Source organism: Actinoplanes sp. NPDC051405, from assembly GCF_055586185.1.
In genome coordinates, this window is sequence record NZ_JBVJIR010000018.1 from 1 (window position 1) to 25230 (window position 25230).

General features: G+C 72.0%; 19 protein-coding genes and 1 pseudogene. 15 read left to right on the forward strand and 5 right to left on the reverse strand.

What is annotated here, in order from left to right:
* The 4 genes and pseudogenes from ACZ6S4_RS32860 to ACZ6S4_RS32875 all read left to right on the forward strand — a co-directional run.
* A pseudogene (locus ACZ6S4_RS32860) lies at window positions 1–159 on the forward strand (electron transfer flavoprotein subunit alpha/FixB family protein); the annotation flags it as partial.
* Window positions 160–260: 101 nt separating this feature from the next.
* Window positions 261–1436 carry a cysteine desulfurase family protein gene (locus tag ACZ6S4_RS32865; RefSeq protein ID WP_465478646.1) on the forward strand — a complete coding sequence of 392 codons (1176 nt, stop codon included), beginning with the start codon at window positions 261–263 and terminating at the stop codon, window positions 1434–1436.
* Window positions 1437–2032: 596 nt separating this feature from the next.
* A complete protein-coding gene (mnmA, locus tag ACZ6S4_RS32870; protein ID WP_465478647.1) occupies window positions 2033–3253 on the forward strand; it encodes a tRNA 2-thiouridine(34) synthase MnmA in 1221 nt (406 codons plus the stop codon).
* Window positions 3246–4244: a uroporphyrinogen decarboxylase/cobalamine-independent methonine synthase family protein gene (locus ACZ6S4_RS32875; protein WP_465478648.1), complete on the forward strand. Its 999-nt coding sequence runs from the start codon at window positions 3246–3248 to the stop codon at window positions 4242–4244. The genes mnmA and ACZ6S4_RS32875 overlap by 8 nt, the downstream gene beginning before the upstream one ends.
* 9 nt (window positions 4245–4253) lie before the next feature.
* Here the strand turns inward: ACZ6S4_RS32875 and ACZ6S4_RS32880 are convergent, their stop codons facing one another.
* The gene (locus tag ACZ6S4_RS32880) at window positions 4254–4655 is read right to left on the reverse strand and encodes a type II toxin-antitoxin system PemK/MazF family toxin (protein ID WP_465478649.1); all 402 of its coding nucleotides are present in this window, start codon (window positions 4653–4655) and stop codon (window positions 4254–4256) included.
* Window positions 4656–4758: 103 nt separating this feature from the next.
* On the opposite strand from ACZ6S4_RS32880, the gene ligA reads away from it, so the two are divergent.
* The 6 genes from ligA (at window position 4759) to gatB (ending at window position 13557) form a co-directional block, all read left to right on the forward strand.
* On the forward strand, window positions 4759–7035 hold the full coding sequence (gene ligA, locus ACZ6S4_RS32885) for an NAD-dependent DNA ligase LigA (RefSeq protein WP_465478650.1): 2277 nt from the start codon (window positions 4759–4761) through the stop codon (window positions 7033–7035).
* Between the two features lie 657 nt (window positions 7036–7692).
* Complete coding sequence (locus tag ACZ6S4_RS32890; protein ID WP_465478651.1) at window positions 7693–9606, forward strand: putative bifunctional diguanylate cyclase/phosphodiesterase; 1914 nt, start codon at window positions 7693–7695, stop codon at window positions 9604–9606.
* 8 nt (window positions 9607–9614) lie between these two features.
* Window positions 9615–10091, forward strand: coding sequence for a GNAT family N-acetyltransferase (locus ACZ6S4_RS32895; protein ID WP_465478652.1), 477 nt, complete (start codon window positions 9615–9617; stop codon window positions 10089–10091).
* 183 nt (window positions 10092–10274) lie between these two features.
* Entirely contained in the window at window positions 10275–10574 is a 300-nt protein-coding gene (gene gatC, locus ACZ6S4_RS32900; RefSeq protein WP_360550146.1) for an Asp-tRNA(Asn)/Glu-tRNA(Gln) amidotransferase subunit GatC, read from the forward strand.
* A gap of 5 nt (window positions 10575–10579) precedes the next feature.
* Window positions 10580–12061 (forward strand): Asp-tRNA(Asn)/Glu-tRNA(Gln) amidotransferase subunit GatA, encoded by a 1482-nt coding sequence (gene gatA / locus ACZ6S4_RS32905; protein WP_465478653.1) that lies wholly within the window; start codon window positions 10580–10582, stop codon window positions 12059–12061.
* Window positions 12062–12063: 2 nt separating this feature from the next.
* Window positions 12064–13557 carry an Asp-tRNA(Asn)/Glu-tRNA(Gln) amidotransferase subunit GatB gene (gene gatB / locus ACZ6S4_RS32910; RefSeq protein ID WP_465478822.1) on the forward strand — a complete coding sequence of 498 codons (1494 nt, stop codon included), beginning with the start codon at window positions 12064–12066 and terminating at the stop codon, window positions 13555–13557.
* 135 nt (window positions 13558–13692) lie between these two features.
* Here the strand turns inward: gatB and ACZ6S4_RS32915 are convergent, their stop codons facing one another.
* Window positions 13693–15315 carry a metallophosphoesterase family protein gene (locus ACZ6S4_RS32915; protein WP_465478654.1) on the reverse strand — a complete coding sequence of 541 codons (1623 nt, stop codon included), beginning with the start codon at window positions 15313–15315 and terminating at the stop codon, window positions 13693–13695.
* Between the two features lie 51 nt (window positions 15316–15366).
* The gene (locus tag ACZ6S4_RS32920) at window positions 15367–16536 is read right to left on the reverse strand and encodes a PQQ-dependent sugar dehydrogenase (RefSeq protein WP_465478655.1); all 1170 of its coding nucleotides are present in this window, start codon (window positions 16534–16536) and stop codon (window positions 15367–15369) included.
* Between the two features lie 107 nt (window positions 16537–16643).
* On the opposite strand from ACZ6S4_RS32920, the gene ACZ6S4_RS32925 reads away from it, so the two are divergent.
* Complete coding sequence (locus ACZ6S4_RS32925) at window positions 16644–17570, forward strand: 2-hydroxyacid dehydrogenase (RefSeq protein WP_465478656.1); 927 nt, start codon at window positions 16644–16646, stop codon at window positions 17568–17570.
* Here ACZ6S4_RS32925 and ACZ6S4_RS32930 read toward each other — a convergent pair.
* Window positions 17514–17936: a PH domain-containing protein gene (locus tag ACZ6S4_RS32930; RefSeq protein WP_465478657.1), complete on the reverse strand. Its 423-nt coding sequence runs from the start codon at window positions 17934–17936 to the stop codon at window positions 17514–17516. The genes ACZ6S4_RS32925 and ACZ6S4_RS32930 overlap by 57 nt on opposite strands.
* Window positions 17937–18000: 64 nt before the next feature.
* On the opposite strand from ACZ6S4_RS32930, the gene ACZ6S4_RS32935 reads away from it, so the two are divergent.
* The 3 genes from ACZ6S4_RS32935 (at window position 18001) to ACZ6S4_RS32945 (ending at window position 22416) form a co-directional block, all read left to right on the forward strand.
* Window positions 18001–19077, forward strand: coding sequence for a WD40/YVTN/BNR-like repeat-containing protein (locus tag ACZ6S4_RS32935; RefSeq protein ID WP_465478658.1), 1077 nt, complete (start codon window positions 18001–18003; stop codon window positions 19075–19077).
* Window positions 19077–19352, forward strand: a complete 276-nt coding sequence (locus tag ACZ6S4_RS32940; protein WP_465478659.1) for a ubiquitin-like small modifier protein 1 — start codon at window positions 19077–19079, stop codon at window positions 19350–19352. Before ACZ6S4_RS32935 ends, ACZ6S4_RS32940 begins: the two co-directional genes overlap by 1 nt.
* A 442-nt stretch (window positions 19353–19794) precedes the next feature.
* The gene (locus ACZ6S4_RS32945; protein ID WP_465478660.1) at window positions 19795–22416 is read left to right on the forward strand and encodes a putative bifunctional diguanylate cyclase/phosphodiesterase; all 2622 of its coding nucleotides are present in this window, start codon (window positions 19795–19797) and stop codon (window positions 22414–22416) included.
* Window positions 22417–22592: 176 nt separating this feature from the next.
* Here the strand turns inward: ACZ6S4_RS32945 and ACZ6S4_RS32950 are convergent, their stop codons facing one another.
* Complete coding sequence (locus tag ACZ6S4_RS32950) at window positions 22593–23612, reverse strand: LacI family DNA-binding transcriptional regulator (RefSeq protein ID WP_465478661.1); 1020 nt, start codon at window positions 23610–23612, stop codon at window positions 22593–22595.
* Between the two features lie 304 nt (window positions 23613–23916).
* On the opposite strand from ACZ6S4_RS32950, the gene ACZ6S4_RS32955 reads away from it, so the two are divergent.
* Window positions 23917–25206 (forward strand): ABC transporter substrate-binding protein, encoded by a 1290-nt coding sequence (locus ACZ6S4_RS32955; protein ID WP_465478662.1) that lies wholly within the window; start codon window positions 23917–23919, stop codon window positions 25204–25206.
* Window positions 25207–25230 lie beyond the last annotated feature (24 nt).

Genomic DNA, 25230 nt, shown 5'->3' on the forward strand with positions numbered 1-25230 from the left:
GCGATCCAGCACCGGGCCGGCATGCAGACCTCGAAGACCATCGTCGCGGTCAACAAGGACCCCGAGGCGCCGATCTTCGAGCTGGCCGACTTCGGCGTGGTCGGCGACCTGTTCAAGGTCGTACCCCAGGCCAACGACGAAATCCGCAAGCGTAAGTAACCAGCGCGAAGAAGCGGCCCGGCGGGTCCTCCGCCGGGCCGTTGCGCGCTCCGACCATCCGGATCGTTTCGGTTGACGGCTCAAGGCATAAGCTTCACTTGATGGCCTACCTGGATCACGCGGCGACCACGCCGATGCTCGCCGAAGCGCTCGACGCCTACGTCGCGGCCGCCCGCGAGGTCGGCAATCCGTCGTCCCTGCACGCGGCCGGCCGCTGGGCCCGCCGCCAGGTCGAGGAGTCCCGCGAACGCATCGCCGCGGTGCTCGGCGCCCGCCCGTCCGAGGTGATCTTCACCAGCGGCGGGACGGAGAGCGACAACCTCGCGACCAAGGGCATCTACTGGGCCCGCCGAGGCGCCGACCGCCGCCGCAACCGGGTGGTGGCCTCGGCCGTCGAGCACCACGCGGTCCTGGACGCGGTCGAATGGCTGGCCACCCACGAGGGCGCCGAGGTGAGCTGGCTGCCGGTCGACGCGGCGGGCCGGGTCGACCCGGAATCACTGGCGACCCTGCTGGCCGAGCACGGCGACGAGATCGCGGTGATCAGCACCCAGTGGGCGAACAACGAGGTCGGCACGATCCAGCCGGTCGACGAGCTGTCCCGCCTGGCGACAGCAGCCGGAATCCCCTTCCACACCGACGCGGTGCAGGCGGTGGGCCAGGTCCCGGTCGACTTCGCCGCCAGCGGCGTGGCCGCCCTCACGGTGACCGGCCACAAGCTGGGCGGCCCGATCGGCGTCGGCGCGCTGCTGCTGGGCCGCGACATCGCCGCGACCCCGCTGCTGCACGGCGGCGGCCAGGAGCGCGACGTGCGCTCGGGGACCCTGGACACCCCGGGAGTGGTGGCGTTCGCGGTGGCGGTCGAGGCCGCGGTCAAAACCCGCGAGGAGTACGCCCAGCGGGTGGCCGCCCTCCGCGACGAACTGGTGGAACGGGTCCACAAGGCGATCCCGGACGCGGTCTTCAACGGCCACGCCACCGACCGCCTGCCGGGCAACGCCCACTTCTCCTTCCCGGGATGCGAGGGGGACGCGTTGCTGCTGCTCCTGGACGCTCAGGGGATCGCGTGCTCGACGGGGTCGGCGTGCTCGGCCGGGGTGGCGCAGCCGTCGCACGTCCTGCTGGCCATGGGCGCGGACAACGACCGGGCCCGATCGTCGCTGCGCTTCACCCTGGGCCACACGTCGACGACCGAGGACGTGGACACACTGCTGGCGGCGTTGCCGGGGGCGGTCGAGCGCGCCCGCCGGGCGACGGCCTGGAAAACACCCCGCTGACCCAGCGGACAACCGCCCAACCGCCCCGCTGCGACCTGCCGCCGCCCGCCGCCCGCCGCTGCCGCTGCCCGCCGCCGCTGCCGCTGCCCGCCGCCGCTGCCGGGCGCCCGCTGCCCGCCTGCTGCCGGCCGCCTGCCGCCGGCCGCCCGCTGCCCGCCGCTGCCCGCCGCCGGCCGCCCGCTGCCGCTGCCCGCCGCTGCTGGCCGCTGCCGCTGCCCGCCGCCCGCCGCTGCCGCTCTGCGCTTCGCGCAGCTCGGCCCGCCGCTGCCGCTGCCGCTGCCGCTGCCGCCCGCCTGCCGCCGGCCGCCGGCCGCCTGCCGCCGGCCGCTGGCCGCCTGCCGCCCGCTGCCGCTGCCGCTGCCGCCCGCCGCCCGCCGCCCGCCGGCCGCCCCGCGCCCGCTGCCCGCTGCCGGGCGGCTGCGGAGCAGCCCTCCACCGCTCTCAGCCCGGATGGTGGCGCGGCGAGGCCGGGACGGCAGAGCCTGGGCCTGTGTGCCACTGGACTTTGCGGTGCGCGTACGGGAAAAGGTTCGGCGGTTGAGATGGGGGTTGAGGCGGCAATGGGGGATGTCGGTGGGGGCGGATAGGCTGAACGGGTGCGAGTTCTTGCAGCTATGTCCGGCGGGGTCGACTCCGCTGTCGCTGCCGCGCGCGCTCGGGATGCCGGCCACGATGTGACCGGGGTGCACCTGGCGCTGGCGCGGAATCCTCAGACCTACCGGACCGGGGCGCGGGGGTGCTGCACGCTCGAGGATTCGCGGGACGCGCGGCGGGCCGCCGATGTCATCGGGATCCCGTTCTACGTGTGGGACATGGCTGAGCAGTTCCACGACAACGTGGTTGACGACTTCGTCGCGGAGTATGCGGCCGGGCGCACCCCGAACCCGTGTCTGCGGTGCAACGAGAAGATCAAGTTCACCGCGGTGCTGGATCGGGCGGTTGCGCTGGGCTTCGACGCCGTGGTCACCGGGCATCACGCCCGGCTGGGGGCGGACGGTCTGCTGCGGCGCAGTGTCGACATCGCCAAGGACCAGTCGTACGTGCTGGCTGTGCTGACCCGCGCGCAGCTCGATCGGGCTGTGTTCCCGCTGGGGGATTCGACCAAGGAGCGGGTCCGGCAGGAGGCGGCCGAGCGTGGGCTCGCCGTCGCCGACAAGCCCGACTCGCATGACATCTGCTTCATCGCCGACGGTGACACCAAGGGATTCCTCGCCGAGCGCCTGGGTGCGACACCGGGCGACATCGTGGACGGTCGCACCGGGGCTGTGCTCGGGCAGCACGACGGGGCTTACTCGTACACGATCGGTCAGCGTAAGGGTCTCGACCTGCGGGTTCCGGCGCCGGACGGGCGTCCTCGATATGTGCTTTCGATCACCCCGAAGACCAACACAGTGACGGTCGGGCCGCGGGAGGATCTTGCCGTCGACACTGTGACAGCGACCCGGCCGATCTGGCACGGAGAGCAGACTCCGGTGGAGTGCGACGTGCAGCTGCGTGCCCACGGCGAGGTGGTCCCGGCCGTGGTGAGCGTCGGTCCGGACGGGCTGGTGGCTCACCTGCGTGCGCCGGCTCGGGGGGTTGCGGCTGGTCAGGCCATCGTCGCCTATCGGCCGGATCCGGCTGGTGACATCGTTCTCGGCTCCGCGACGATCGCTTCCGGCACCTTGAGCACGGGCGGCCCGGGCTCGGCCGCTTCGGGTGCGGGTCTTTCGGGCGCCGGCGGTTCGGGCGCGGGCAGTGGCGGCGGATCCGGAGACGGTTCGGCTGACCGGGTGTCGGCGGGCTCCGACGGGGTCGGGCCGGCGCGTCGTGCCTGATTTTCCCTGGCCGGCCGGTGCGGCCACCGGGGTCGGCTCGCTGCCCGGGACCGACATCGCCGAGGCCCAGCGCCTGATCATGGGCGAGTTGCCCGAGTTCCCACACCTGGCCGAGCTGCCCGACCGCGGTCCCGGCGCCGACATGATCGGGCGCACCGCCGGCCTGCTGGTCGAGCTGCCGGTGCAGATCTACGTCGGCCGCTGGCAGATGGCTCCCCGCCCCGGCCGGGACCAGCGCCGCATCGCCGACCTGATGGAACGTGACCTCGATCAGCTCTCCGAGCAGGCCGACCGGTTCACCGGCCCTGTCAAGCTTCAGGCCGCGGGCCCGTGGACGTTGGCGGCGAGCCTGGATCTGCCGATCGGCGGCCGCATGCTGCGCGATTCCGGTGCCGTGCGTCACCTGACCGAGTCGCTGGCCGAGGGGCTGCGCCGGCACGTGGCCGACGTGCAGAAGCGGCTTCCGCAGGCGTCGGTGCTGCTCCAGCTCGACGAGCCTTCGCTGCCGGCCGTTCTCGCCGGACGCATCCCTACGGAGAGTGGACTGGGGGCGTACAAGGTCGTCGACGGGCCCGATGCCGCAACGGGGCTGCGGACGGTGGTCGAGGCTGTCGGGGTGCCGGTCATCGTGCACTGCTGTGCTCCGGCCGTACCGCTGCAGGTGGTCCGGGATGCGCGGGCCGCCGCCGTCGCGCTCGACCTGTCGCTGATCAAGGATCTTGATCCGCTGGGGGAGGCCCTGGAGGCCGGTCTCGGCCTCTTCGCCGGTGCGGCACCCACCCGGCTGCCGGCCGACGGCCGGGCGTTGACGTCGGCGCAGGTCGCCGACCGGGCGCGGAAGCTGTGGAGCCGGCTCGGCTTCCCGGCGGCCCGGCTGCCGCAGCAGGTCGTCATCACGCCTGCCTGCGGGCTCGCCGGCGCTTCGCAGTCCTACGTGCGTGAGGTGCTCAAGGCCTGCCGAGACGCCGGCCGGCGGCTGACCGAGGTCTGACCCCCGGCTTCACCGGGACCGGCTGCGGAAGCGGGCGACCTGGCGGCGGGTGCGCAGGTCCGCCGCGCCCGCGCGGCGCTGGAAGGCCGCCGGGCGGACGACGATCGGTTCACCCAGATTCAGGTACGAGTCATGGCTCGCCCGCGCGTCCCAGCGTCGGGTCGGGATCAGCACGTGGTCGCGGCGATGGCTCTTGTCCTGACTGGTGATCTTCAGGACCACGATGCCATCCCTACGGCGGCGCAGCACCAGGCACGGGCGCAGCTTCGAGCCCTGCCCGCGGGCATAGGGCACGTCGGCCCACCAGATGTCGCCGCTGCTCGGCCGCCCGGCCCGCCACCGCCGGCGCAGCCACCATCCGGCCGCGACCAGCGCCGCAGCTCCACCCGCCCACAGCCACCAGTCCGCCACCGGCAGAACGTACCCGGGCGCCGCCGGCCGCGCATGTCGATGGTTTTGTCGGACCGGGCGACTAACGTGCCGGTAGAGAAGAACGAACCACGGAGGTCTCCCGGTGCCGGAAAAGCAGCCTGTCGATACGCCCGCCGACGGTGCCGAGGCGGCTGCGGTCGCCGAGCAGCTCGCGGAGGGCCGGCCGACCGCCGAGCAGGTCGCCGCCGCCGGCGCCGAGCCGACCCCGGAGGCCAGCGCCCGGCACGCCGAGCTGAGCGACGAGGTCCGCGGCCATCAGTACCGCTACTACGTCCTCGACTCCCCGACGGTCTCCGACGCCGAGTTCGACAAGCTCCTGCACGAGCTGGAGGCGTTGGAGGAGCAGTTCCCGGCGCTGCGCACCCCCGATTCCCCGACGCAGAATGTCGGGGGCACCTTCTCCACCCTGTTCACCCCGGTCGAGCACGCCGAGCGCATGCTGTCCCTCGACAACGTCTTCGACGACGCCGAGCTGGGCGCCTGGGCCGAGCGCACCGAGCGGGACGCGGGCGGTCCGGTGCAGTTCATCTGCGAGCTCAAGGTCGACGGCCTCGCCATCAACCTGACCTATGAGAAGGGCCGCCTGGTGCGGGGCGCCACCCGCGGCGACGGGCGCACCGGCGAGGACGTGACCTCCAACGTCCGCACCATCCGCGAGATCCCCGACCGGCTGGCCGACGACAACCCGCCCGAGCTGCTCGAGGTGCGCGGCGAGATCTACTTTCCGGCGTCCGCGTTCGCCGACCTCAACGCCTCGCTGGTCGAGCAGGGCAAGGCCCCGTTCGCCAACCCGCGCAACGCTGCCGCCGGCAGCCTGCGGCAGAAGGACCCGCGGATCACCGCGTCCCGCGGCCTGCGGATGGTCGTGCACGGCATCGGCGCCCGGAAAGGCTTCCGGCCGGATTCGCAGTCCCACGCGTACGAGGCCCTGCGCTCCTGGGGGCTGCCCACCAGTGACCGCTGGCGGCTCGTCGACGGGATGGCCGAGGTACGCGACTACATCGCCTACTACGGCCAGCACCGGCACGACGTCGAGCACGAGATCGACGGCGTGGTGGTCAAGGTGGACTCGGTCGCCATCCAGGGCCGGCTCGGCTCGACCAGCCGGGCGCCCCGCTGGGCGATCGCCTTCAAATATCCGCCCGAGGAGGTCACCACCGAGCTCCTCGACATCTTGGTCAACGTGGGACGCACCGGGCGGGTCACGCCGTACGCGGTGCTGCAGCCCGTGCTGGTGGCCGGTTCCACGGTGGCCCAGGCGACGCTGCACAACGCCCGCGAGGTCGAGCGCAAGGGCGTCTGGATCGGCGACACCGTGGTGCTGCGCAAGGCCGGCGACGTGATCCCCGAGGTCCTCGGGCCGGTCATGGACCTGCGTCCCGAGGACGCGCACCCGTTCGTGATGCCGACCCGGTGCCCCGAGTGCGACACCCCGCTCGCTCCCGCCAAGGAGAGCGACATCGACATCCGCTGCCCCAACCAGCACTACTGCCCGGGGCAGCTTCGCGAACGGCTCTTCTACCTGGCCAGCCGCAACGCGCTGGACATCGAGGTTCTCGGCTACAAGGCCGCCCGCGCGCTCTACGAGTCCTCGGTGCTGACCGACGAGAGCGACCTGTTCGGCCTGACCGCCGACGACCTGCTGCGCTCGCCGTTCTTCGTCAACATGGACGGCACTCTGGGCACCAACGCGGTCAAGCTGCTGGAAAAGCTCGAGGAGGCCAAGAGCCGGCCACTGTGGCGGGTCCTGGTGGCGTTGTCGATCCGGCACGTCGGCCCGACCGCCTCCCGGGCGCTGGCGCTGGAGTTCGGCTCGATGGCGGCCATCGAGGCCGCGATCGAGGAAGGCCGGATCGAGGAGTTGTCGGCGGTCGACGGCGTCGGGCCCACGATCGCCGAAAGCCTGCGGGAGTGGTTCGCCGTCGACTGGCACCGGGAGATCGTCCGCAAGTGGCGCGAGGCCGGCGTCAAGATGGCCGAGGAACGCACCGACACGGGACTGCGGCCGCTGGCGGGCATGACCCTGGTGGTGACCGGCACCCTGTCGACCCACACCCGCGACGAGGCCTCCGAGGCGGTGCTGGCCCGGGGCGGCAAGGTCAGCGGCTCGGTCTCCAAGAAGACGGCGTTCGTGGTGGTGGGGGACAACCCGGGCAGCAAGTACGACAAGGCGTTGTCGCTGAAGGTGCCGGTGCTCAACGAGGACGGGTTCGCGGTGCTGCTGGCTGACGGGCCGGAGGCGGCTCGGGCGGTGGCCGAGATCGCCGAGGACGCGCCCAAGGAGGCGGCGGACGGCGAGCCGAAGAAGGCCGCGGCGGCCCGGAAGCCGAGGAAGAAGGCGGCTGAGCCGGCCGAATAGGACACGCCGAGCAGGCGGCCGCGGCGCTCGGCGTGCCGACGGCGAAGATCCACGAACGGGTGAATCCGGGGAGGTTCCACGTTCAGGTCGATACGGCAATTTGGTAACGGCGAGTCTGTTTCGCGTAGTTTTGTCCATGCGGATCTATGGTGAGGAAGATCGTTCGGTCGACGCCACCGTGGAGGTCGCATGGGTGCCGCAGAACAGCGCAGCTCCATGCCGGGTGCAGAACAGCCGGCCGGCGAGCCGATCACCGACGTGCGCGCGGATAGCGGTTCGCTGGATCATGCATCGCCCGGCGGGGGAACGGCCGGCCGGCGGTCTGACGACCGCGCGGCCCGCGGTCGGGAGTCGCGCGGGCGAGAGCCAGGCGGCCGAGGGGCACGGGGTGGATGGCCGCGGGGCTGGAGGTCGCGCGGCTGGGGGGCAGTTGGCTGGCGGTCCAGGCGGGCCGGCGCCGGGAAGTCCGCGGCGCCGCCGGAAACGCCGGCATCGGCGCTACTCGGAGCGCCGTTCGAGTCGTCACCGGCCGGGCCCAGCCCGGTTACCGCCCGGCGGGGCGCGGTCACAGCCGTCGGCGGCGCCCTCCTGGTCGACCTTGTCCTCTGGCTCACTTCGCCGCGCACCTTCGAGGCCCTGCCCACCGCCTTCTGGGTCATGGCCGCCCTCGCCCTGGCCGTCGACGCGCGGCCCTACGTCGTCGCCAACCGGCGGGCCAGTTCCGTGATCCTGCCGTCCATCTGCTTCACCTTCGGCATCGTGCTCGCCTGGGGTTTCGTGCCCGCGCTGGCCGTACAACTGGCGGCCATGGCCGTCGCCGGCGTACGGATGCGCCAGTCTCCCCGCCGCGCCCTGCACCTGGCCGTGCAGCACGCCGTGGCCCTGGCCGGAGCCGCCGCCGTCGCCGCGCTGGCCGGTCTCCACGTCGGCGCCCAGCCGCACTGGGACGACGCCCTGCTCACCGTCGCGGCCGCGGCCGCGTGGATCGCCGCCCGCACCGGCCTCGACGTGCTCTCCGCCCGCTGCGCGAGTGCCGGCCGCCGCCGTCGCCGGGTGCAGCGCTGGGGAATGGAGTTGTTCGCCACCGCCGCGCTTCTGCTGCTCGGGCCCGTGGTGCTGGCCGCGGCCCAGGTCGGCATCGCCCTTGTGCCACTGGTACTTCTTGCTCTGCATGCCGTGCATCGGATGGTGCGTTCCGCCGGTGAGTACGAGCGGGCCGCCCGGGTCGACTCCCTCACCGGGCTGCCCAACCGGCGCGCCCTGCAGACCTCAGTCGCTGAGCGGGGAGCCGCGCGCGGACTGCACCGCTCCGAGCGCGGGCTCGCCCTCCTCCTTCTTGACCTCGACCGGTTCCGTACCGTCAATGACGCCCTGGGGCACACGACCGGGGACCGACTGCTCGTCGAGGTCGCTCGCCGGCTGGCTGCGGTCGTACCGTCGCATGATCTTGTGGTCCGGCTCGGCGGTGACGAGTTCGCTGTGCTGGCCACCCGGGTCGACGGGCCGGCCGCGGCCCGGCGGCTCGCGGCGCATCTGGCCGAGGAGCTCGGCCGGCCGTTCGCCCTCGACGGCCTGCCGATCGACGTCAGCGCCTCCATCGGCATCGCCCTGCAGGGCGAGCGCGGCGGCGACGGCGCATCCCTGCTGCGCCAGGCCGAGGCGGCCATGTACGACGCCAAGGAGCGCGGCGATCACGTCGCCGTCTATGCGCGCGACTCCGAGCACCACACGCCCGACCTGACCCTGCTCGCCGATCTGCGCCGCGCTGTGCAGGCCGAGCCGGGCAGCGACCCCGCTGCCGACGGGATCACCCTCTACTACCAGCCGCAGATCGCCATCGCGACCGGTGAGCTGGTCGGTGTCGAGGCGCTGCTGCGCTGGCGGCATCCCGTGCGCGGCATGGTCGGGCCGAGCGAGCTGCTGCGGGTCGCCGAGCAGACGCCCGTCATGCGGCTGCTCACCAGCCGGGTGCTGCGCGAGGTGATCGCTCAGCTCGGCGCCTGGCGCGCGGCCGGCCGGCCGCTGCGCGCGTCCGTCAACGTCAGCGTCCGGGACCTGCATGCGGCGGACATCGTGGTGGAGATCGACACCCTGTTGCACCGGTACGACGTACCGCCCGACCTGCTGCAGCTCGAGATCACCGAGAGTGCGCTGATGGCCGACCCGCACCGGGTGCTCGACACGATCACCCGGCTGGACCGGATGGGGGTGGCGATCTCCCTGGACGACTTCGGCACCGGCTACTCGTCGTTGCAGCATCTGCGCCGGCTGCCGTTCGCCGAGGTCAAGATCGACCGCTCGTTCGTGCTGGGGATGGCCGCCGACCGGGGTGACGCCGCGATCGTGCGGTCGGTGATCGCGCTGGGCGACTCGCTGGGGCTGCGGGTCGTCGCGGAGGGCGTCGAGGACGAGCGGACCTGGCGGTTGCTCGCCGCGGCCGGCTGTCACGCGGCGCAGGGCTGGTTCCACGCACGGCCGATGCCCGCACCGGATCTGGCGGTCTGGCTGTCCCGCTATCGTCCTCTGCGACCCGGCCGTGAACCCGGCGCCCTGGCGGTGCCGACGTCCTGAGGAGTGCCATGGCGATCGAGGTGCGTCCCGTCACGCCCGCCGACATCGCGTACGTGCGGCAGTCGCTGACCGCCGCGTTCCATGGCACGGTGGTCGCCGTCCACGGCGAACTGATCGACGCCAGTGATCTTCCCGGCGGGATCGCCTGGGAGGACGACGAACCCGTGGGGCTGCTCACCTACCGCGCCGTCGGGACGGATTGGGAGATCGTCTCGATCGCGGCGGACCGTCCAGGGGCAGGCGCCGGTGGAGCTCTGCTCGCCTGGATCTTCGACGTGGCGGCCAGGTCGGGGGCCGCCCGCGTCTGGCTGGTCACCACGAATGACAACGTCAGGGCCCTGCGTTTCTACCAGCGGCACGGCTTCGACCTGGTCGCCGTGCACCGGGACGCGGTGACCCGGGCCCGCGCCCTGAAGCCGGCCATTCCGCGCGAGCTGGACGGGATTCCGTTGCGCCACGAGATCGAATTGGAAGTTCGGTTCTGAGGTCTTGGCTCCCGCAGCCGGCGATCGGCGGGAGCGACGGTCAGAGCCAGGCAACCACGCACGTCATCCGGAATTTGATCTCCGGATTGCCGGGTTATCCACAGACCGGGGAGCCGCCGCCCGCCGCCCGCGGCGAAAGAAATAGACTTCCCCGGTCAGCGACATCCATACCAAGGGGGCACGATGGCCGCCATCTCCCGCGAAGAGGTCGCGCATCTGGCGCGCCTGTCGCGGCTCGCCGTGACCGAGCAGGAGCTCGACCAGTTCGCCGGTCAGCTCGACGTCATCCTGCAGTCGGTCGCCCGGATCGGTGATGTGGCCGCCGAGGACATCCCGCCGACCTCGCACTCCGTGCCGCTGACCAACATCTACCGCGACGACGTCGTGACACCGTGCCTCACGCAGGAGGAGGCGCTCTCCGGCGCGCCCGATTCCGCCGAGGGCCGGTTCCGCGTGCCGCGCATCCTGGACGAGGAGGACTGAGCGCCGTGACTGACGTCACCAGGATGACCGCTGCGCAGGTCGCAGGCCTGATCAGCGGCGGCGACGCCTCCGCCGTCGAGGTTGCGACCGCGCACCTCGACCGGATCGCCGCCGTCGACGGGCAGGTGCACGCCTTCCTGCACGTGGACCGCGACGGCGCGCTGGCCGCGGCCCGCGCCGTCGACGAGCAGCGGGCCCGGGGCGAGGAGCTCGGACCGCTGGCCGGGGTGCCGGTCGCGGTCAAGGACGTGATCGCCACGCGTGGCATCCCGACCACCGCCGCCTCCAAGATCCTCGAAGGCTGGAGGCCGCCTTACGACGCGACGGTTGTCGAGCGGCTGCGCGCTGCCGGCACGGTCATGCTCGGCAAGACCAACATGGACGAGTTCGCGATGGGCTCCTCCACCGAGTATTCGGCCTACGGCCCCACCAACAACCCGTGGGACCTCGGGCGCATCCCCGGCGGCTCCGGCGGCGGCAGTGCCGCGTCGCTGGCCGCCTACGAGGCGCCGCTGGCGATCGGCACGGACACCGGTGGCTCCATCCGGCAGCCCGGCGCGGTCACCGGCACGGTCGGCGCCAAGCCGACGTACGGCGGCACGTCCCGTTACGGCCTGATCGCCTTCTCGTCCTCGCTCGACACCCCCGGGCCCTGCGCCCGCAACGTGGAGGACGCGGCGCTGCTGCACTCGGTCATCGCCGGCCACGACGTGCGCGACTCGACCTCCATCCCACAGCCCGTGCCCGACGTCGTCGCCGCCGCCCGGCTCGGTGCCACCGGCGACCTCACCGGGGTCAAGCTCGGCCTGGTCAAGGAGTTCGCGGGCGACGGCGCCGAGCCCGGCGTGCTGGCGGCCTTCCGCGAGTCGGTCGAAGCGCTGGTCAAGCTGGGTGCCGAGGTCGTCGAGGTGTCCTGCCCGCACTTCGCGTACGCGCTGCCGGCCTACTACCTCATCGCGCCCAGCGAGGCCTCGTCCAACCTGGCCCGCTTCGACGGCGTGCGCTACGGCCTGCGGGTCGGCGACGACGGCAACCGTTCGCTCGAAGAGGTCATGTCGCTGACCCGGGACGCCGGTTTCGGTCCCGAGGTCAAGCGCCGGATCATCCTCGGCACGTACGCGCTGTCCAGCGGCTACTACGACGCGTACTACGGCCAGGCGCAGAAGGTCCGCACGCTCATCACGCGCGACTTCACCACCGCCTTCGAGCAGGTCGACGTGCTGGTCTCGCCGACCACGCCGTTCGTGGCGTTCCCGTTCGGCTCGCGTACGAGCGACCCCTACCAGATGTATCTGGCCGACCTCTACACCATCCCGACCAACCTCTACGGCGGCCCGGCGATCTCGGTGCCGTGCGGGCTCTCCGAGGGACTGCCGGTCGGTTTCCAGGTGATGGCGCCGACGATGGCCGACGACCGGATGTACAGGGTCGCCGCCGCGCTCGAGTCCGCGGTCGGCACCCTGACCCCACCGACGCTGGAGGCGTGAGCATGACCACCACCGCGTTGCCCTCCTACGAGGACGCGATCGCCCGCTACGAGCCGGTCATCGGCCTGGAGACGCACGTCGAGCTGGGCACGAACACCAAGATGTTCTGCGGCTGCCCGACCGAGTTCGGCGCGGAGCCCAACACCCAGGTCTGCCCGGTCTGTCTCGGCCTGCCCGGCGCGCTGCCGGTGGCCAACCGCGCCGCGATCGAGGCCACCATCCGGATCGGGCTCGCCCTCAACTGCGACATCGCGTCGTGGTGCCGGATGGCCCGGAAGAACTACTTCTACCCGGACATGCCGAAGAACTTCCAGACCAGCCAGTACGACGAGCCGCTCTGCGTGGACGGCTACGTCGACGTGCTGGTCGACGGCGAGACGGTGCGCATCGAGATCGAGCGGGTCCACCTCGAGGAGGACACCGGCAAGTCGCTGCACGTCGGCGGGGCCACCGGGCGCATCCACGGCGCGACCGAGTCGCTGGTGGACTACAACCGGGCCGGCATCCCGCTGGTCGAGATCGTCACCAAGCCCGTACCCGGCATCGGCGCCAAGGCCCCCGAGGTCGCCAAGGCGTACGTGACGGAGCTGCGCGACATCATCCGCTCGCTCAACGTCTCCGACGTGCGCATGGAGCAGGGCTCGATGCGCTGCGACGTGAACACCTCGCTGAACCTGCCGGGCGAGGAGTGGGGCACCCGGACCGAGACGAAGAACGTCAACTCGCTGCGTTCGGTCGAGCGTGCGGTCCGTTCCGAGATCATCCGCCAGGCCAGCCTGCTCAGCCAGGGCACCCGGATCTTCCAGGAGACCCGGCACTTCCAGGAGACCACCGGCGACACCCGGCCGGGCCGCTCCAAGGAGACCGCGACCGACTACCGCTACTTCCCCGAGCCCGACCTGGTGCCGATCGCGCCCGACACGGCGTGGGTGGCCGACCTCAAGGCGGCCCTGCCCGAGCTGCCCAGCGTCAAGCGCGCCCGGCTCGCCGAGGAGTGGGGCATCTCCACGCTCGATATGCAGTCGGTGGCCAACGCCGGCGCGATCGAGCTGATCGAGGAGACCATCGCCGCGGGCACCACCCCGGCCGGTGCCCGCAAGTGGTGGATGGGCGAGCTGGCCCGCCGCGCGAACGAGACGGGCGTCGAGCTCGCCGCGGTCGGCGTGACGCCGGCCCAGGTCGCGCAGCTGCAGGGCCTGGTCGACGAGGGCAAGCTCAACGACAAGCTGGCCCGCCAGGTGCTCGAGGGCGTCGTGGCCGGCGAGGGCGACCCGGCAGCGGTGATCGAGGCCCGCGGCCTGGGCGTCGTCTCCGACACGGGCGCGCTCACGGCGGCGGTCGACGAGGCCATCGCCGCCAACCCGGACATCGCGGCGAAGATCCGCGACGGCAAGGTCGCAGCGGCGGGCGCGCTGGTCGGCGCGGTCATGAAGACGACCCGCGGCCAGGCGGACGCCAAGACCGTCCGGGAGCTGATCCTCTCCCGGCTCTCCTGATCTTCGCGATATTTCTTACGGTCGGCGCCCGGTCCTGTGACACACAGGGCCGGGCGCTGCCGTCCCGGCCTCGTGACGCCGCCGGTCCGGGCTGAGAGTGGTGGTTGAGCTCTGGCCACTCCCGCGCCGGGTGGGTCAGCGGCCGGGGGGCACGCTGCCGTTGGGGCGGATCTCGGGGGTCACGCCGCTGATCGCCGACGGGTCCGTGGTCGGTTCCGGTTCGTCCTTGCCGACGACCTTGCGCTGCATCGTCACGTTCTGCTCGCCCGTGCCGCCCAGCTGGATGTCGTCGTAGGCCTTCAGCGCGTGCGTCTCGTCGAAGTACAGCACCGACATCATCAGCGGCGTCGGTTCCTCCTTCTCCAGCCCGCGCAGGCCCGCGCCACCGCTCGACCCCTCCACCAGCAGTCGCGTCTGCTGCGGCGGCGCCGTCACCCCGGCCGACGCGCTCGGCACCGGCACGCTCGGGGTCACCGACGACGAGGGTGCCGGGGACGGCGCCGCCAGCACACTCACCTCCCGCTTGTGGGTGTGGCCGGCCAGGACCACCGGCACCACCCCCGACAGCGGTGGCGCCATCGCCGGGTCGTGCACCAGCGCCACGTCCACCTTCGTCTGCGCCGCGCGGATCGTTGCCGCCAGGCGTTCGCCGCTGGTCAGCAGGGGGGACGTGACCGGCTCGTCCGCATCGGCCGGCGGGTTCTCGCTCTTGTCCGGTGTGAACTCCGGGTCGCCGATGCCCGCGAAAGTCAGGCCGTCGATCGTCACCGTGGTGTCGTCGAGCACGATCGCGTTCTTCTGCCGGGCCACGGCCTCCTGGATCGCCAGCGAGTCGTGGTTGCCGCGCACGTACACGTACGGCACCCCGAGCTGGCCGATGTTGCTCACGTACGAGGTCTCGGCGTTGCTGCCCCAGTCCACGATGTCGCCGGTGTCCACCACGGCGTCGATGTCCCACTGCTTCACGACCGTACGGATCACGCCCCACGACGTCGGGTTCAGGTGCAGGTCGGACACGTGCAGGACGCGGGTGGTGTTACCGGACGGCTCGAAGACCGGCAGCGCCGACACCGTCGTGTAGATCCGGCTGACGTTGCTGACCAGTTGCTGGAGCTGGTCGGCGTACCGGCCGTAGTTGTCCGCGATGCGCCGCGCGTCACCGACCACCGCGGGCGCGTTGACCAGCAGGCCCTCGTACCTCGGCTCGCTGATCGAGTCCGGCCGGATCGTGCCCGCGGCCAGCCCCAGGCTGCCGCCGGTCACCACCAGCGCCAGCACCCCGGCCGCCGCCACCCGCCGGACGTTGCGGAAGATCAGCGCCGACAGGATCAGCGCGCACACGATCGCCGCGCCCAGTGCCCGCAGGCCCAGCTGCAGCACGCCCTTGGTCACGTCGTCCACCGCCGACTGCCCGGCCGCGCTGATCGCCGTCGGGTCGTCGATCAGCGCCTCGGTGCGTTCCTGGTCCAGCGAGCCCAGGTCCACCTTCAGGTGGATCGGGCCGTCGTGGCTGTCCAGATGTAGCGACCCCAGCGGCGGGATCTGCACCTCGGTGCCGCCCTCGATCGACGGGCTGATCGACATGTCGGCCCGGAACGGGCCCACCGCGATCTCCGACTGGGCGAACAACATCGTGCCGACGACGACGCCGGTCAGGCTGACGGCCACAACCGCCGCCCAGACGCTCAGGCGCCGGGCCCACGGCCGCTGCCAGGTACGTTTCACCGCGTCGCGGGCCCGCAAGATCTTCTCGTTCATGGTCGCCGGCTCACCTGCCCCCGTACGCTGGTCGTCAAACAGTGACGACGGTCAGCTCCGGCCGGCTCCGCCGTCGGAGAACACCAGCCGGATGATCTGGTCGTCGTCCGGTCCCGGCTCGGCGCCTTTCTCCCGGTTGGACGTGGTGACCCAGAACGAGCCGTCCGGGGCGGCGACCAGCCCGCGCAGCCGGCCGTACTCACCGGCGAGCACCGACTTGGGCTGCCCCAGCAGGGTGCCGTTCTCGGTCATGTCGACCATCCACACCCGCTGGCCCAGCAGGCAGGCCGTCGCGACCATGCGCTCCAGCACCGCCACACCCGCGCAGGACGAGTCGCCGATCGGCCAGCTCACCACCGGGGCGGTGAGCTTGGCGTCCGAGCTGGCACCGTCCGCCTTGGGCCACCCGTAGTTCTTGCCTTTCTGGATCACGTTCAGCTCGCCGGACTTCTTCTGGTCCGACTCACTCGCGTACATCTTCTTGGCCGCGTCCCAAGCTATGCCCTGCACGTTACGGTGACCGGACGACCAGACCGGCGAGTTCTTGGCCGGATTCCCCGGTGCGGGTTTGCCGGCGGTGGTGATCCGCAGGATCTTGCCGCCGAGGCTCTTCGGGTTCGGCGCCTGGTTGCCGGTCGCCGAGCCGTCGCCCGTGGTGACGTAGAGCATGCCGTCCGGGCCGAACGCGAGCTGACCGCCGTTGTCGTTCGCCGAGCGCGGGATGCCGGTGAGGATCGGCTCCGGCTTGCCCTTGAGCTTGAGCTTGGCGACGCGGTTGTCCTTCGCCGTCGAGTAGTAGACGAAGACGGTCGCGTCGGTCTCGTATTTCGGGGAGATTGCGATGCCCAGCAGGCCGCCGTCGCCGCCCGGCTCCGGCTCGGTGAGCCGCTGCACCTCGGTCACCTTGAGCCCCTCGGCGTCCGACTCCGGGCCGACCTGCAGGATGCGGGCGGTGTCACGCTCGGTCACCAGGGCGGCGCCGTCGGGCAAAAAGGCCAGGCCCCACGGCACCTCGAGGTCCTTGGCCAGGACCGTGGCCGCTGCCGTGGCCTCGCCGGCACTGCTGCTGTCCGGGTCGGCGGAGACGGACGGGGCCGGCAGGTTCGGCGGTTCCCCGGCCACGTCGGGCTCCGGCGGGCCGAAACTGCACGCGGTGGTCAGAGCCAGCACGGCACCAAGTGTCACGGCGCCCGCTCGGAACCGGCGACTGCGCTCGATCACACGACCTCCTCGTTTCCCCGGTCCAGGGTAGCGGGGCCGGCTGGGACGTCCGGCACACCTGGATCTCCGGCCGGGCAGCCGGCGCCCGGCGCGGCTAGGTTGGCACGGTGAAGGTCTGGATCGCCCATGAGAAGGGCCGCGAGCTGCTCGGCGACGTGCCGGCCGGCGTCGCGGTCGAGGTCTGCGCCGACGCGGCCACGCTGCCGTCGGACCCCACGGACGTCCGGTTCTGGGTGCCGCCGTTCAGCTCCACCGTGCGCGCCTCCGACCTGCTGCCGAAGCTCACCGGCCTGCGGGTCGTGCAGCTGCTCTCGGCGGGCGCGGACAACTGGGTCGGCCACGTGCCCGCCGGCGTGCAGCTGTGCGACGCGGCCGGGGTGCACGACGCGGCGGTCGCGGAATGGGTGCTGGGCGCCACGATCGGCTCGCTGCGGCAGTTCCCGGCCTTCGCCCGCGCCCAGCAGCGGCGCGAGTGGGCCCCGGCGGCGTTCACGCCCACCGAGGAGCTCACCGGCAAGCGGGTGCTCATCGTGGGAGCCGGTTCCATCGGCCGGGCCGTCGAGCAGCGGCTGACGCCGTTCGAGGTCACCGTGACCCGGGTGGCCCGCACCGCGCGTCCCGACCAGGACGTGCACGGGGTCGGCGAGTTGCCCGGCCTGCTGCCGCAGGCCGAGATCGTGGTGCTGCTCGTGCCGCTGACCGAGCAGACCCGCGGGCTGGTCGACGGTTCCTTCCTGGCGGCGCTGCCCGACGGGGCACTGCTGGTCAACGCGGCACGCGGGCCGGTCGTCGACACCGCGGCGCTGCTCACCGAGGTGGCCTCCGGGCGGATCGGCGCGGCGCTCGACGTGACCGATCCGGAGCCCCTGCCCGTGGGGCACCCGCTGTGGGAGCTGCCCAACGTCTTCATCACCCCGCACGTCGGCGGGGCCGTCGTGGGTCTGCTGCCCCGGGCCTACCGCCTGGCGGGGGAGCAGCTACGTCGGTTCGCCGCCGGGGAGCCGCTCGTCAACCGGGTCGTCGACGGCTACTGAGTCGTCCCGCAACTCCTGCCCGCCGGCCGCGATCACCGCGGGCAGATTCGCGGTGGTGACCCCGGTCAGCCGGATCACCGTGCCGTCGGTGAGCAGGGCGGACACCCGGCCGCGGTCGTCCGGCCCGAGCTGGTCGACCCGGGACCACGGGATGTCGACGCTGCCGAAGAGCGCCCGCACCCGCAGGCCGGCGGGACCCACGTCGGTGCCGGCCCGCACCGCCCAGATCAGCACGGCCAGCGGGATCAGCAGCAACGGGGTCAGCTGCCAGGTCGCTCCGGCGAACGGGGCGGTGCCCACGAACGCGATCAGCGCGGCGACGACGAGGGCGCCGGACTTGCGGACGCGCAGGGCGGGTCGACTCACGTTCTCATCCTCGCACCCGCCGGATGCGGCGTTTTTGTCGGACCGGGCGGGGATACTGCTGGCCATGACCGAGCTGATAGCCATCGGCACCAAGAAAGGCCTCTTCCTGGCCACGAGTGAGGACGACCGGCGGAGCTGGCAGCTGAGCTCCGCGCACTTCCCCGGCATGTCCATCTATGCCGTCGCCATCGACAACCGCGGACCGCGGCCCCGCCTGCTGGCCGGGGTGGACAGCTCCCACTTCGGCCCGAGCGTCGCCATCAGCGACGACCTGGGCGCCACCTGGGAGGAGCCCGACGTCGCCCCGCTGGCCTTCCCGGCCGACGCCGGCGTGGCGGTCGAGCGGGTCTGGCAGATCACGCCGGCCGCGTCCGGCGTCGTCTACGCCGGGGTCCAGCCGTCCGCGCTGTTCCGCTCCGAGGACGGCGGCCGGACGTACGAGCTGGTCCGCGCCCTGTGGGACCACCCGCACCGGCCCGAGTGGGGCGCCGGCTTCGGCGGGCAGGCGGTGCACACGGTGCTGCCGCACCCCGAGGACCCCGACCGGGTGCTGGTCGCCATGTCCACCGGCGGCGTCTATCGCACCACCGACGGCGGCGCGTCCTGGGCGCCGGCCAACACCGGCATCAAGGCCTACTTCCTGCCCGACCCGTGGCCCGAGTTCGGCCAGTGCGTGCACAAGGTGGCCCGCGACGGCGCCGACCCGGAGCGCTACTACGCGCAGAACCACCACGGCGTCTACCGCACGGTGGACGGTGGTGACACCTGGGAGTCGATCGCCGGGACGCTGCCGGCCGACTTCGGCTTCCCGATCGTCGCGCATCCCCGGCGCGGCGGCACGATCTGGAGCTTCCCGCTGGTCAGCGACGGGCAGCGGGAGCCGGTCGATCTGCGCTGCCGGGTGTTCCGTTCCACCGATGCGGGCGAGCACTGGGAGCCGCAGCAGGCGGGTCTGCCCGAGGAGCCGTTCTATCAGGTGGTGCTGCGCGACGCGATGTGCGCCGACGACGCGGAGCCGGCCGGTGTCTACTTCGGCACCCGCTCGGGCGAGGTGTTCGCCAGCCGGGACGAGGGCGAGAGCTGGACGTCCGTGGCGGCGCACCTGCCTGACGTGCTGTGCGTGCGGGCGGCGAGTCTCTGATGCCGACAGTGCTGGTCCCGGGAGTGCTGCGTGCCGAGGCCGGCGGCGCGGCGCACCTCGAGGTGGGAGACGGCGGGACGCTGGGCGCGATCCTGGATGAGATCCAGGAGCGGTGGCCCCGGCTGGAACGGAGGATCCGCGACGAGAGCGGTGCGCTGCGGCGGTACGTGAACGTCTATGTGGACGGGGAGGACTGCCGCCGCTCCGGCGGCCTGGATACCCCGGTTCCGGCCGGCGCCGAGATCCAGGTGCTCCCGTCGGTCGCCGGCGGCTGACGGCACTAAGGCGGCCGCCTCCGGCCGCCCGGCAGGTGATCCGCGCGGCCAGGCGGCCGCTGTGCCGCTGTGCCGCTGTGCCGCTGTGCCGCTGTGCCGCCGGGCCGCTGTGCCGCCGGGCCGCCGGGCCGCCGGGTCGCCGGGCCGCTGTGCCGCCGGGTCGCCGGGCCGCTGTGCCGCCGGGCCGCTGTGCCGCTGTGCCGCCGGGTCGCCGGGCCGCTGTGCCGCCGGGCCGCCGGGCCGCCGGGAAACGCTCGTGGAATCTTTCGGCTGGATTGCCCTGCGGCTGTCCATACCCGACGATCTCGACGTGCGAAGCGATACCGCGCGCACGTAACCTGTCCGGGGGACACTCGTTACCCGGTGTGGGTGCAGTGACTTCCCCTGGTCACCGCCGCCTGTTCCGCCCAGCCCTCACCGTCCGCAGAGGATCACCCCCCACGTGGCAGTGCAGCCCACCGCGCGTATAGGCACCTGGCGCCACCGGGTGGCCTTCCTGGCCGCCCCGGCGGCGGGCGCCCTTGTGCTGGTCGCGGGCCTGATCGGCCTGATCTCCCACCCGGCCGCGCTGACCGCCGGCGTCGGCGGCGTCGCCGTCTGGGCCACCGTGGTGCTCGTGCACACCGCCCTGGCGATCCACCACCGGGACGGCACGTTCGCGGCCTGTCGCGGCGCCGGCTACATCGGGATGGGCGCCCTGGCCACCGGTGCGACCACCGCCGTGCTCGTCGCCGACCCACCCGGCCGGGGCATCTTCGCCTCCGCCGGGGTGGGCGCGGCCGCGGTTCTCTACATTCTCGGCACCATGCTGCTGCCCGGCGCGGCCTCTACGGTCGCGGTCCGGCTGCGGCGCGCGTTTGACGGGCTGGGGCTCGGCGTCGCCCTGGGCTTCGCGGCGTACCTGGTCACGCCGATGAAGAACACCCCGGCCGCGGCGCTGATCTGTGTCCTGCTCGCCGCGGCGGGGATCTCGATCGTCACCGTCATCGTGCTGCGGGCCCGGTTGCACCGACCGGCCGCCCTGCGGTGCGGGGGTGGCGCCATTCTCGTGCTGCTCTCCCTCTGCGCCGCGGCCAACCTGATCCTGTCGGACCGCGCCGGCTGGGTGGTGACGATCCTGGGCCTGCCGATCGTGGCCGGGCTGGGTCTCACCGCCGAGGGTGGCTCCCGGCGCAACCTGCCTGATGCCACCGCGCCCCGTGAGCAGGACCAGTACCTCTCCGGTTATCCGCTGCTCGCGGTGCCCGCCGGCATCGGGGTCGTCGCCGCGCTGTACCACCTGGCCTTCCTCGGGCAGTTCGACAGGACCGCCGTGCTGCTCGGCATCTCGATGGTCGCCGTGCTGACCATGCGTGAGCTGCTGGTCGTCAGCGACATCCGCCGCTACACCGGGCAGCTGCGGACCAAGGAGGCGCACTTCCGTTCGCTGGTCGCCGGGGCCACCGATCTGACGCTGGTGCTCGACGACAAGCTGACCGTCCGGTGGCAGTCACCGGCCGCGGCCCGGCTCTTCGGTCTCGCCGACTCCGAGGTCATCGGCCGCACATTCCTGCAGCTCATCCACCCTGAGGACGTCCCCGGTGCGCAGGCCGGCCTAGAGACGCTGCTTTCCGGCGAGCACGACGACGGCCCGCCCGCCCTGCTGAACGCCCGGATCCGCGACGGGCACGGGATGTGGCGCGACACCGAGTCCACCGTGGCCGACCAGCGGTCGGTGCCCGAGGTCGCCGCCCTGGTTGTGCACGTCCGTGACGTCGGCGAGCGCCGGCACCTGGAACGCACCCTGCACAAGCTGTCGTACACCGACCAGCTCACCGGCCTGGCCAACCGGCGGGCGCTGATGCGGGACCTGCTCGAGCACCGGCGCCGCGCCGGGCAGCACGGCACCCTGCTGGTGATCGACCTGCACGGGCTTGCGGAGATCAACGACAGCAAGGGCCGCGAGATCGGCGACGCCGTCCTGATCCAGGTGGGCCGGCGGATCCGCAGCCTGCTCGCCGAGGACGACGTGGCGGCCCGCCTCGGCGGTGACGAGTTCGCGGTGCTGACCACCGACGGTGCGGTGCTGGCCTACGCGCTGGCCACCCGGATCGTGACGCTGCTGATGGAGCCGTACCAGCTGCCCGGCACGATCGTCGAGCTGCACACCAGCGTCGGCCTGGCCGAGCTGACCGGCGGCAGCGACTCCGAGGAGGTGCTGCGCCACGCCGACCTGGCCCGCAGCCGGGCCCGGCAGCTCGGCCACGACCGCGTCGAGTGGTACGACACCGACATCGAGATGCAGCTGCACCGCCGGATGGACCTGGAACGCGAGCTGCTCGGCGCGGTCGAGCGCGGCGAGCTCGACCTGGTCTTCCAGCCGGTCGTCTCGCTGCGCGACGAGCAGCCGGTCGGCGTCGAGGCGCTGCTGCGCTGGCGGCACCCGAAGCTGGGCACGATCATGCCGGCCGAGCTGCTGCCGATCGCCCGCGCGGTCGGCTGCGCCGCCGAACTGGACGAATGGGTCCTCGACGCGGCCTGCCGCCACCTGGCCGGCTGGAGCGCCGGCGGCAGCGACTTCTGGCTGTCGGTGAACGTGTCGCCCCGCGAGCTGCTGACGGCCCGCTTCCCGGAACGGGTGGCGGAGATCCTCGACCGTCACGACCTGGAACCGGAACGCCTGGTCGTGGAGGTCCAGGAAACCTGGGTCGCCGAGGACCTGCCGGCGGTGGTGGCGTCCCTGACCAGCCTGCGCAAGCTGGGCGTCCGGGCCGCGCTGGACGACTTCGGTGCGGGCCAGGCGTCGCTGTCGCACCTGCGCCGGCTGCCGGTCGACATGCTCAAGCTGGACCAGGTCCTGGTGAACACCCCACCGGAGCCGGCGGTCGGCCCGGCGGTGATCGACGTGGTGGTCAGCCTGGGTCGCCGGCTGGGCCTGGAGACGGTGGCCAAGGGCCTGGAGACGGCGGAGCAGATCGAGCGCGCCCGGCGCGCGGGCTGCCTCTACGGGCAGGGATTCGCGCTGGCCAGACCGGCGCCGGCGGAACGCATGGAAGCCTATCTGGACACGCACCGAGCGTCCTGAGCACGCGGATCGGGCAGATCAAGGGCAAGATCCTGTCGTGCCTGATTGCATGGCACCGGCCGTCGCTCCCGCCGAGACCGGGCGGGGGCGGCCAATCGCCTGGCGGCTCATGAGCGGCCACCCCCGCCCTGCCAGGTCCGTGCGTGGCAAAATCCAGGACCGGGCAGGGCGGACCGTCAGTGCTCGCGGGGTGGGGCGGTGCTTCCCCGAGGGGTCAGATGGGCGGTTCCTTCTTCGACGTCGTCCACCGGTTCGCCGGCTATCGCGGCCAGGAGCTGGCGGGCCGCGTGTGCCCCGTACGCCGCGATGTCCCTGGTCAGGGCGGTCAGCGGCGGGTGGACCAGGGAGCACAGCGGGGAGTCGTCCCAGGCCACGATCGACAGGTCGCCCGGCACCGACAGGCCCATCTCCTGCGCCACGGACAGGCCCGCCACGGCCATCACGTCGTTGTCGTAGATGATCGCCGTCGGGCGTTCCGCGTTGATCAGCAGGCGGCGGGTCGCCCGGCCGCCCTCCTCGCCGGTGTAGTCCGACGGCACCGTGATCGCCTCGCTCAGGCCCAGTTTCGCGCAGACCTCGGTGAACGCCCGGGTGCGGGTCTGCGTGTGCAGCAGGTCCGGCAGACCGCCGACGCGGGCGATGCGCCGGTGCCCGAGCGCCATCAGGTAGCCCACCGCCTCGGTGATCGCGCCGGCGTCGTCGGACCAGAGCTGGGCCAGCTTCCCGGTGTCGCCGGGGCCGCCGATCACCACCGCCGGTAGCTGGAGCTCGTTCAGCACCGGGATGCGGATGTCGTTCTCCCGCAGGTCGGTCACGAACACGCCGTCGACCCGGCGTTCGCCCCACCACCGGCGGTAGACCTCGGTCTCGGTCTGCGGGGTGGCCACCACCTGCAGTGTCAGCGCGTACGACCGGGCGGCCAGCTCCTGCTCGAAACCGCTGATCAGGCCCATGAAGAACGGCTCGATGCTCAGTATGCGGGCGGGCCGGCACAGGGTGAGGCCGACCGCGCGGGCGCTGGCCCCGGAGAGGGCGCGGGCCGCGCTGTTGGGGTTGAAGCCGATCTCCTGGGCGATGGCCACGATCCGCTGCCGGGTCGCGTCGGAGACGCCCGGTTGCCCGTTCAGCGCGTACGACACCGCCCCTTTGGACACGCCGGCTCTGCGCGCGATGTCGGCGATCGTCGGCCGCTTCACTCGGGTCGCCTCTCTCTTCCAGGAACATCGCCAGTGGAGCGCTCTCACGCTACCTCGCTCCACCATGCCCCTGGTGGGGGCAGGGCACTTGATCGGTTAAGTGTTGCAGACCACAACCGATCGCGTAACCCCACGGAAGCATAGTGGTGGTTTTGACCAGCTTTACGGGTGCTTACAGCGGTTGGTAACGGGCGAGGACATCAATATGAAACACACTCTTGACACCACGTGAGCCGCGTCATACGGTCGCGTCACTTATCCGGTTCAGTAAATTCTTACAGCACTTTCCCTGGGTGGAGGAGTAATGGAACGGTTCGCCAAGCGGGGCGTGGCGCTGATCGCCGCCGGCCTTGCCGGAAGCCTGGTTCTTGCGGGCTGCAGTGGCCAGGACCTGGAGGGTGGCAGCGACAACAAGGCCGCCGAAGGGCAGGTCACCCTGAAGGTCAACTTCTGGGGTGACATGGGTCTTGACAAGCTCAAGGCCGCGTACGAGAAGGACCACCCGAACGTCAAGATCGTGCTGAACTCGGGCGAGTACAACGCCCAGCACGAGGACCTGCAGAAGAAGCTGGTCGCCGGTAGCGGCGCCCCGGACATCTCCGCGGTCGACGAGGGCTTCATCGTCCAGTTCCGCGGGCAGAGCGACAAGTTCGTCAACCTGCTCGACAAGGGTGCGGCGAGCTACGAGGCGAAGTACCTGCCATGGAAGTGGCAGCAGTCGATGTCCACCGACAAGAAGGCCCAGATCGGTCTCGGCACCGACGTCGGCGGCCTGGCCATGTGCTACCGCTCCGACCTGTTCAAGAAGGCCGGCCTGCCGACCGACCGCGAGTCGGTCTCGAAGCTCTGGACGACCTGGGACGACTTCATCGCCACCGGCCAGAAGTACACCAAGGCCACCGGCAAGAAGTTCGTGGACTCCGGCACCAACATGTTCAACCCGGTGCTCGCGCAGCAGCCGCAGGGCTTCTACGACGAGTCGGAGCAGCTGCAGATGGAGGGCGGCCCCAAGGTCGCGTTCGACGTCGCCATGAAGACGATCGACGCCGGGCTCTCGGCCAACCTCGCCAGCTTCCAGCCCAACTGGGACCAGGGTTTCAAGAAGGACCAGTTCGCCGTGCTGGCCTGCCCGGCGTGGATGCTCGGCCACATCCAGGACACCGCGCCCGACCAGAAGGGCAAGTGGGACATCGCCACGATCCCCGGCGGCGGCGGTAACTGGGGCGGTTCCTGGTGGACCATCCCGAAGCAGGGCAAGAACGCCGACGAGGCCTACAAGTTCGTCGAGTGGATGGTCCAGCCGGCGCAGCAGATCGAGGTCTTCAAGACCGTCGGCAACCTGCCGTCGCAGCCCGCGCTCTACAAGGACCCCGCGGTGCTGGACTACAAGAAGGAGTTCATGAGCAACGCGCCCACCGGGCAGATCTTCGCGTCCACCGCGGAGGGCCTGAAGCCGCAGTACCTGGGCAAGAAGAACGGCCCGACCCGGGTCGCGGTGGAGAACGTGATCACCCGCGTCCAGCAGGGCTCGCTCAAGTCGAACGCGGCCTGGCCCGAGGCGGTCAAGGCGGCCCAGAAGGCAGCCACTTCTTAAAGCGAAACGACGGCGGGGGGGCCC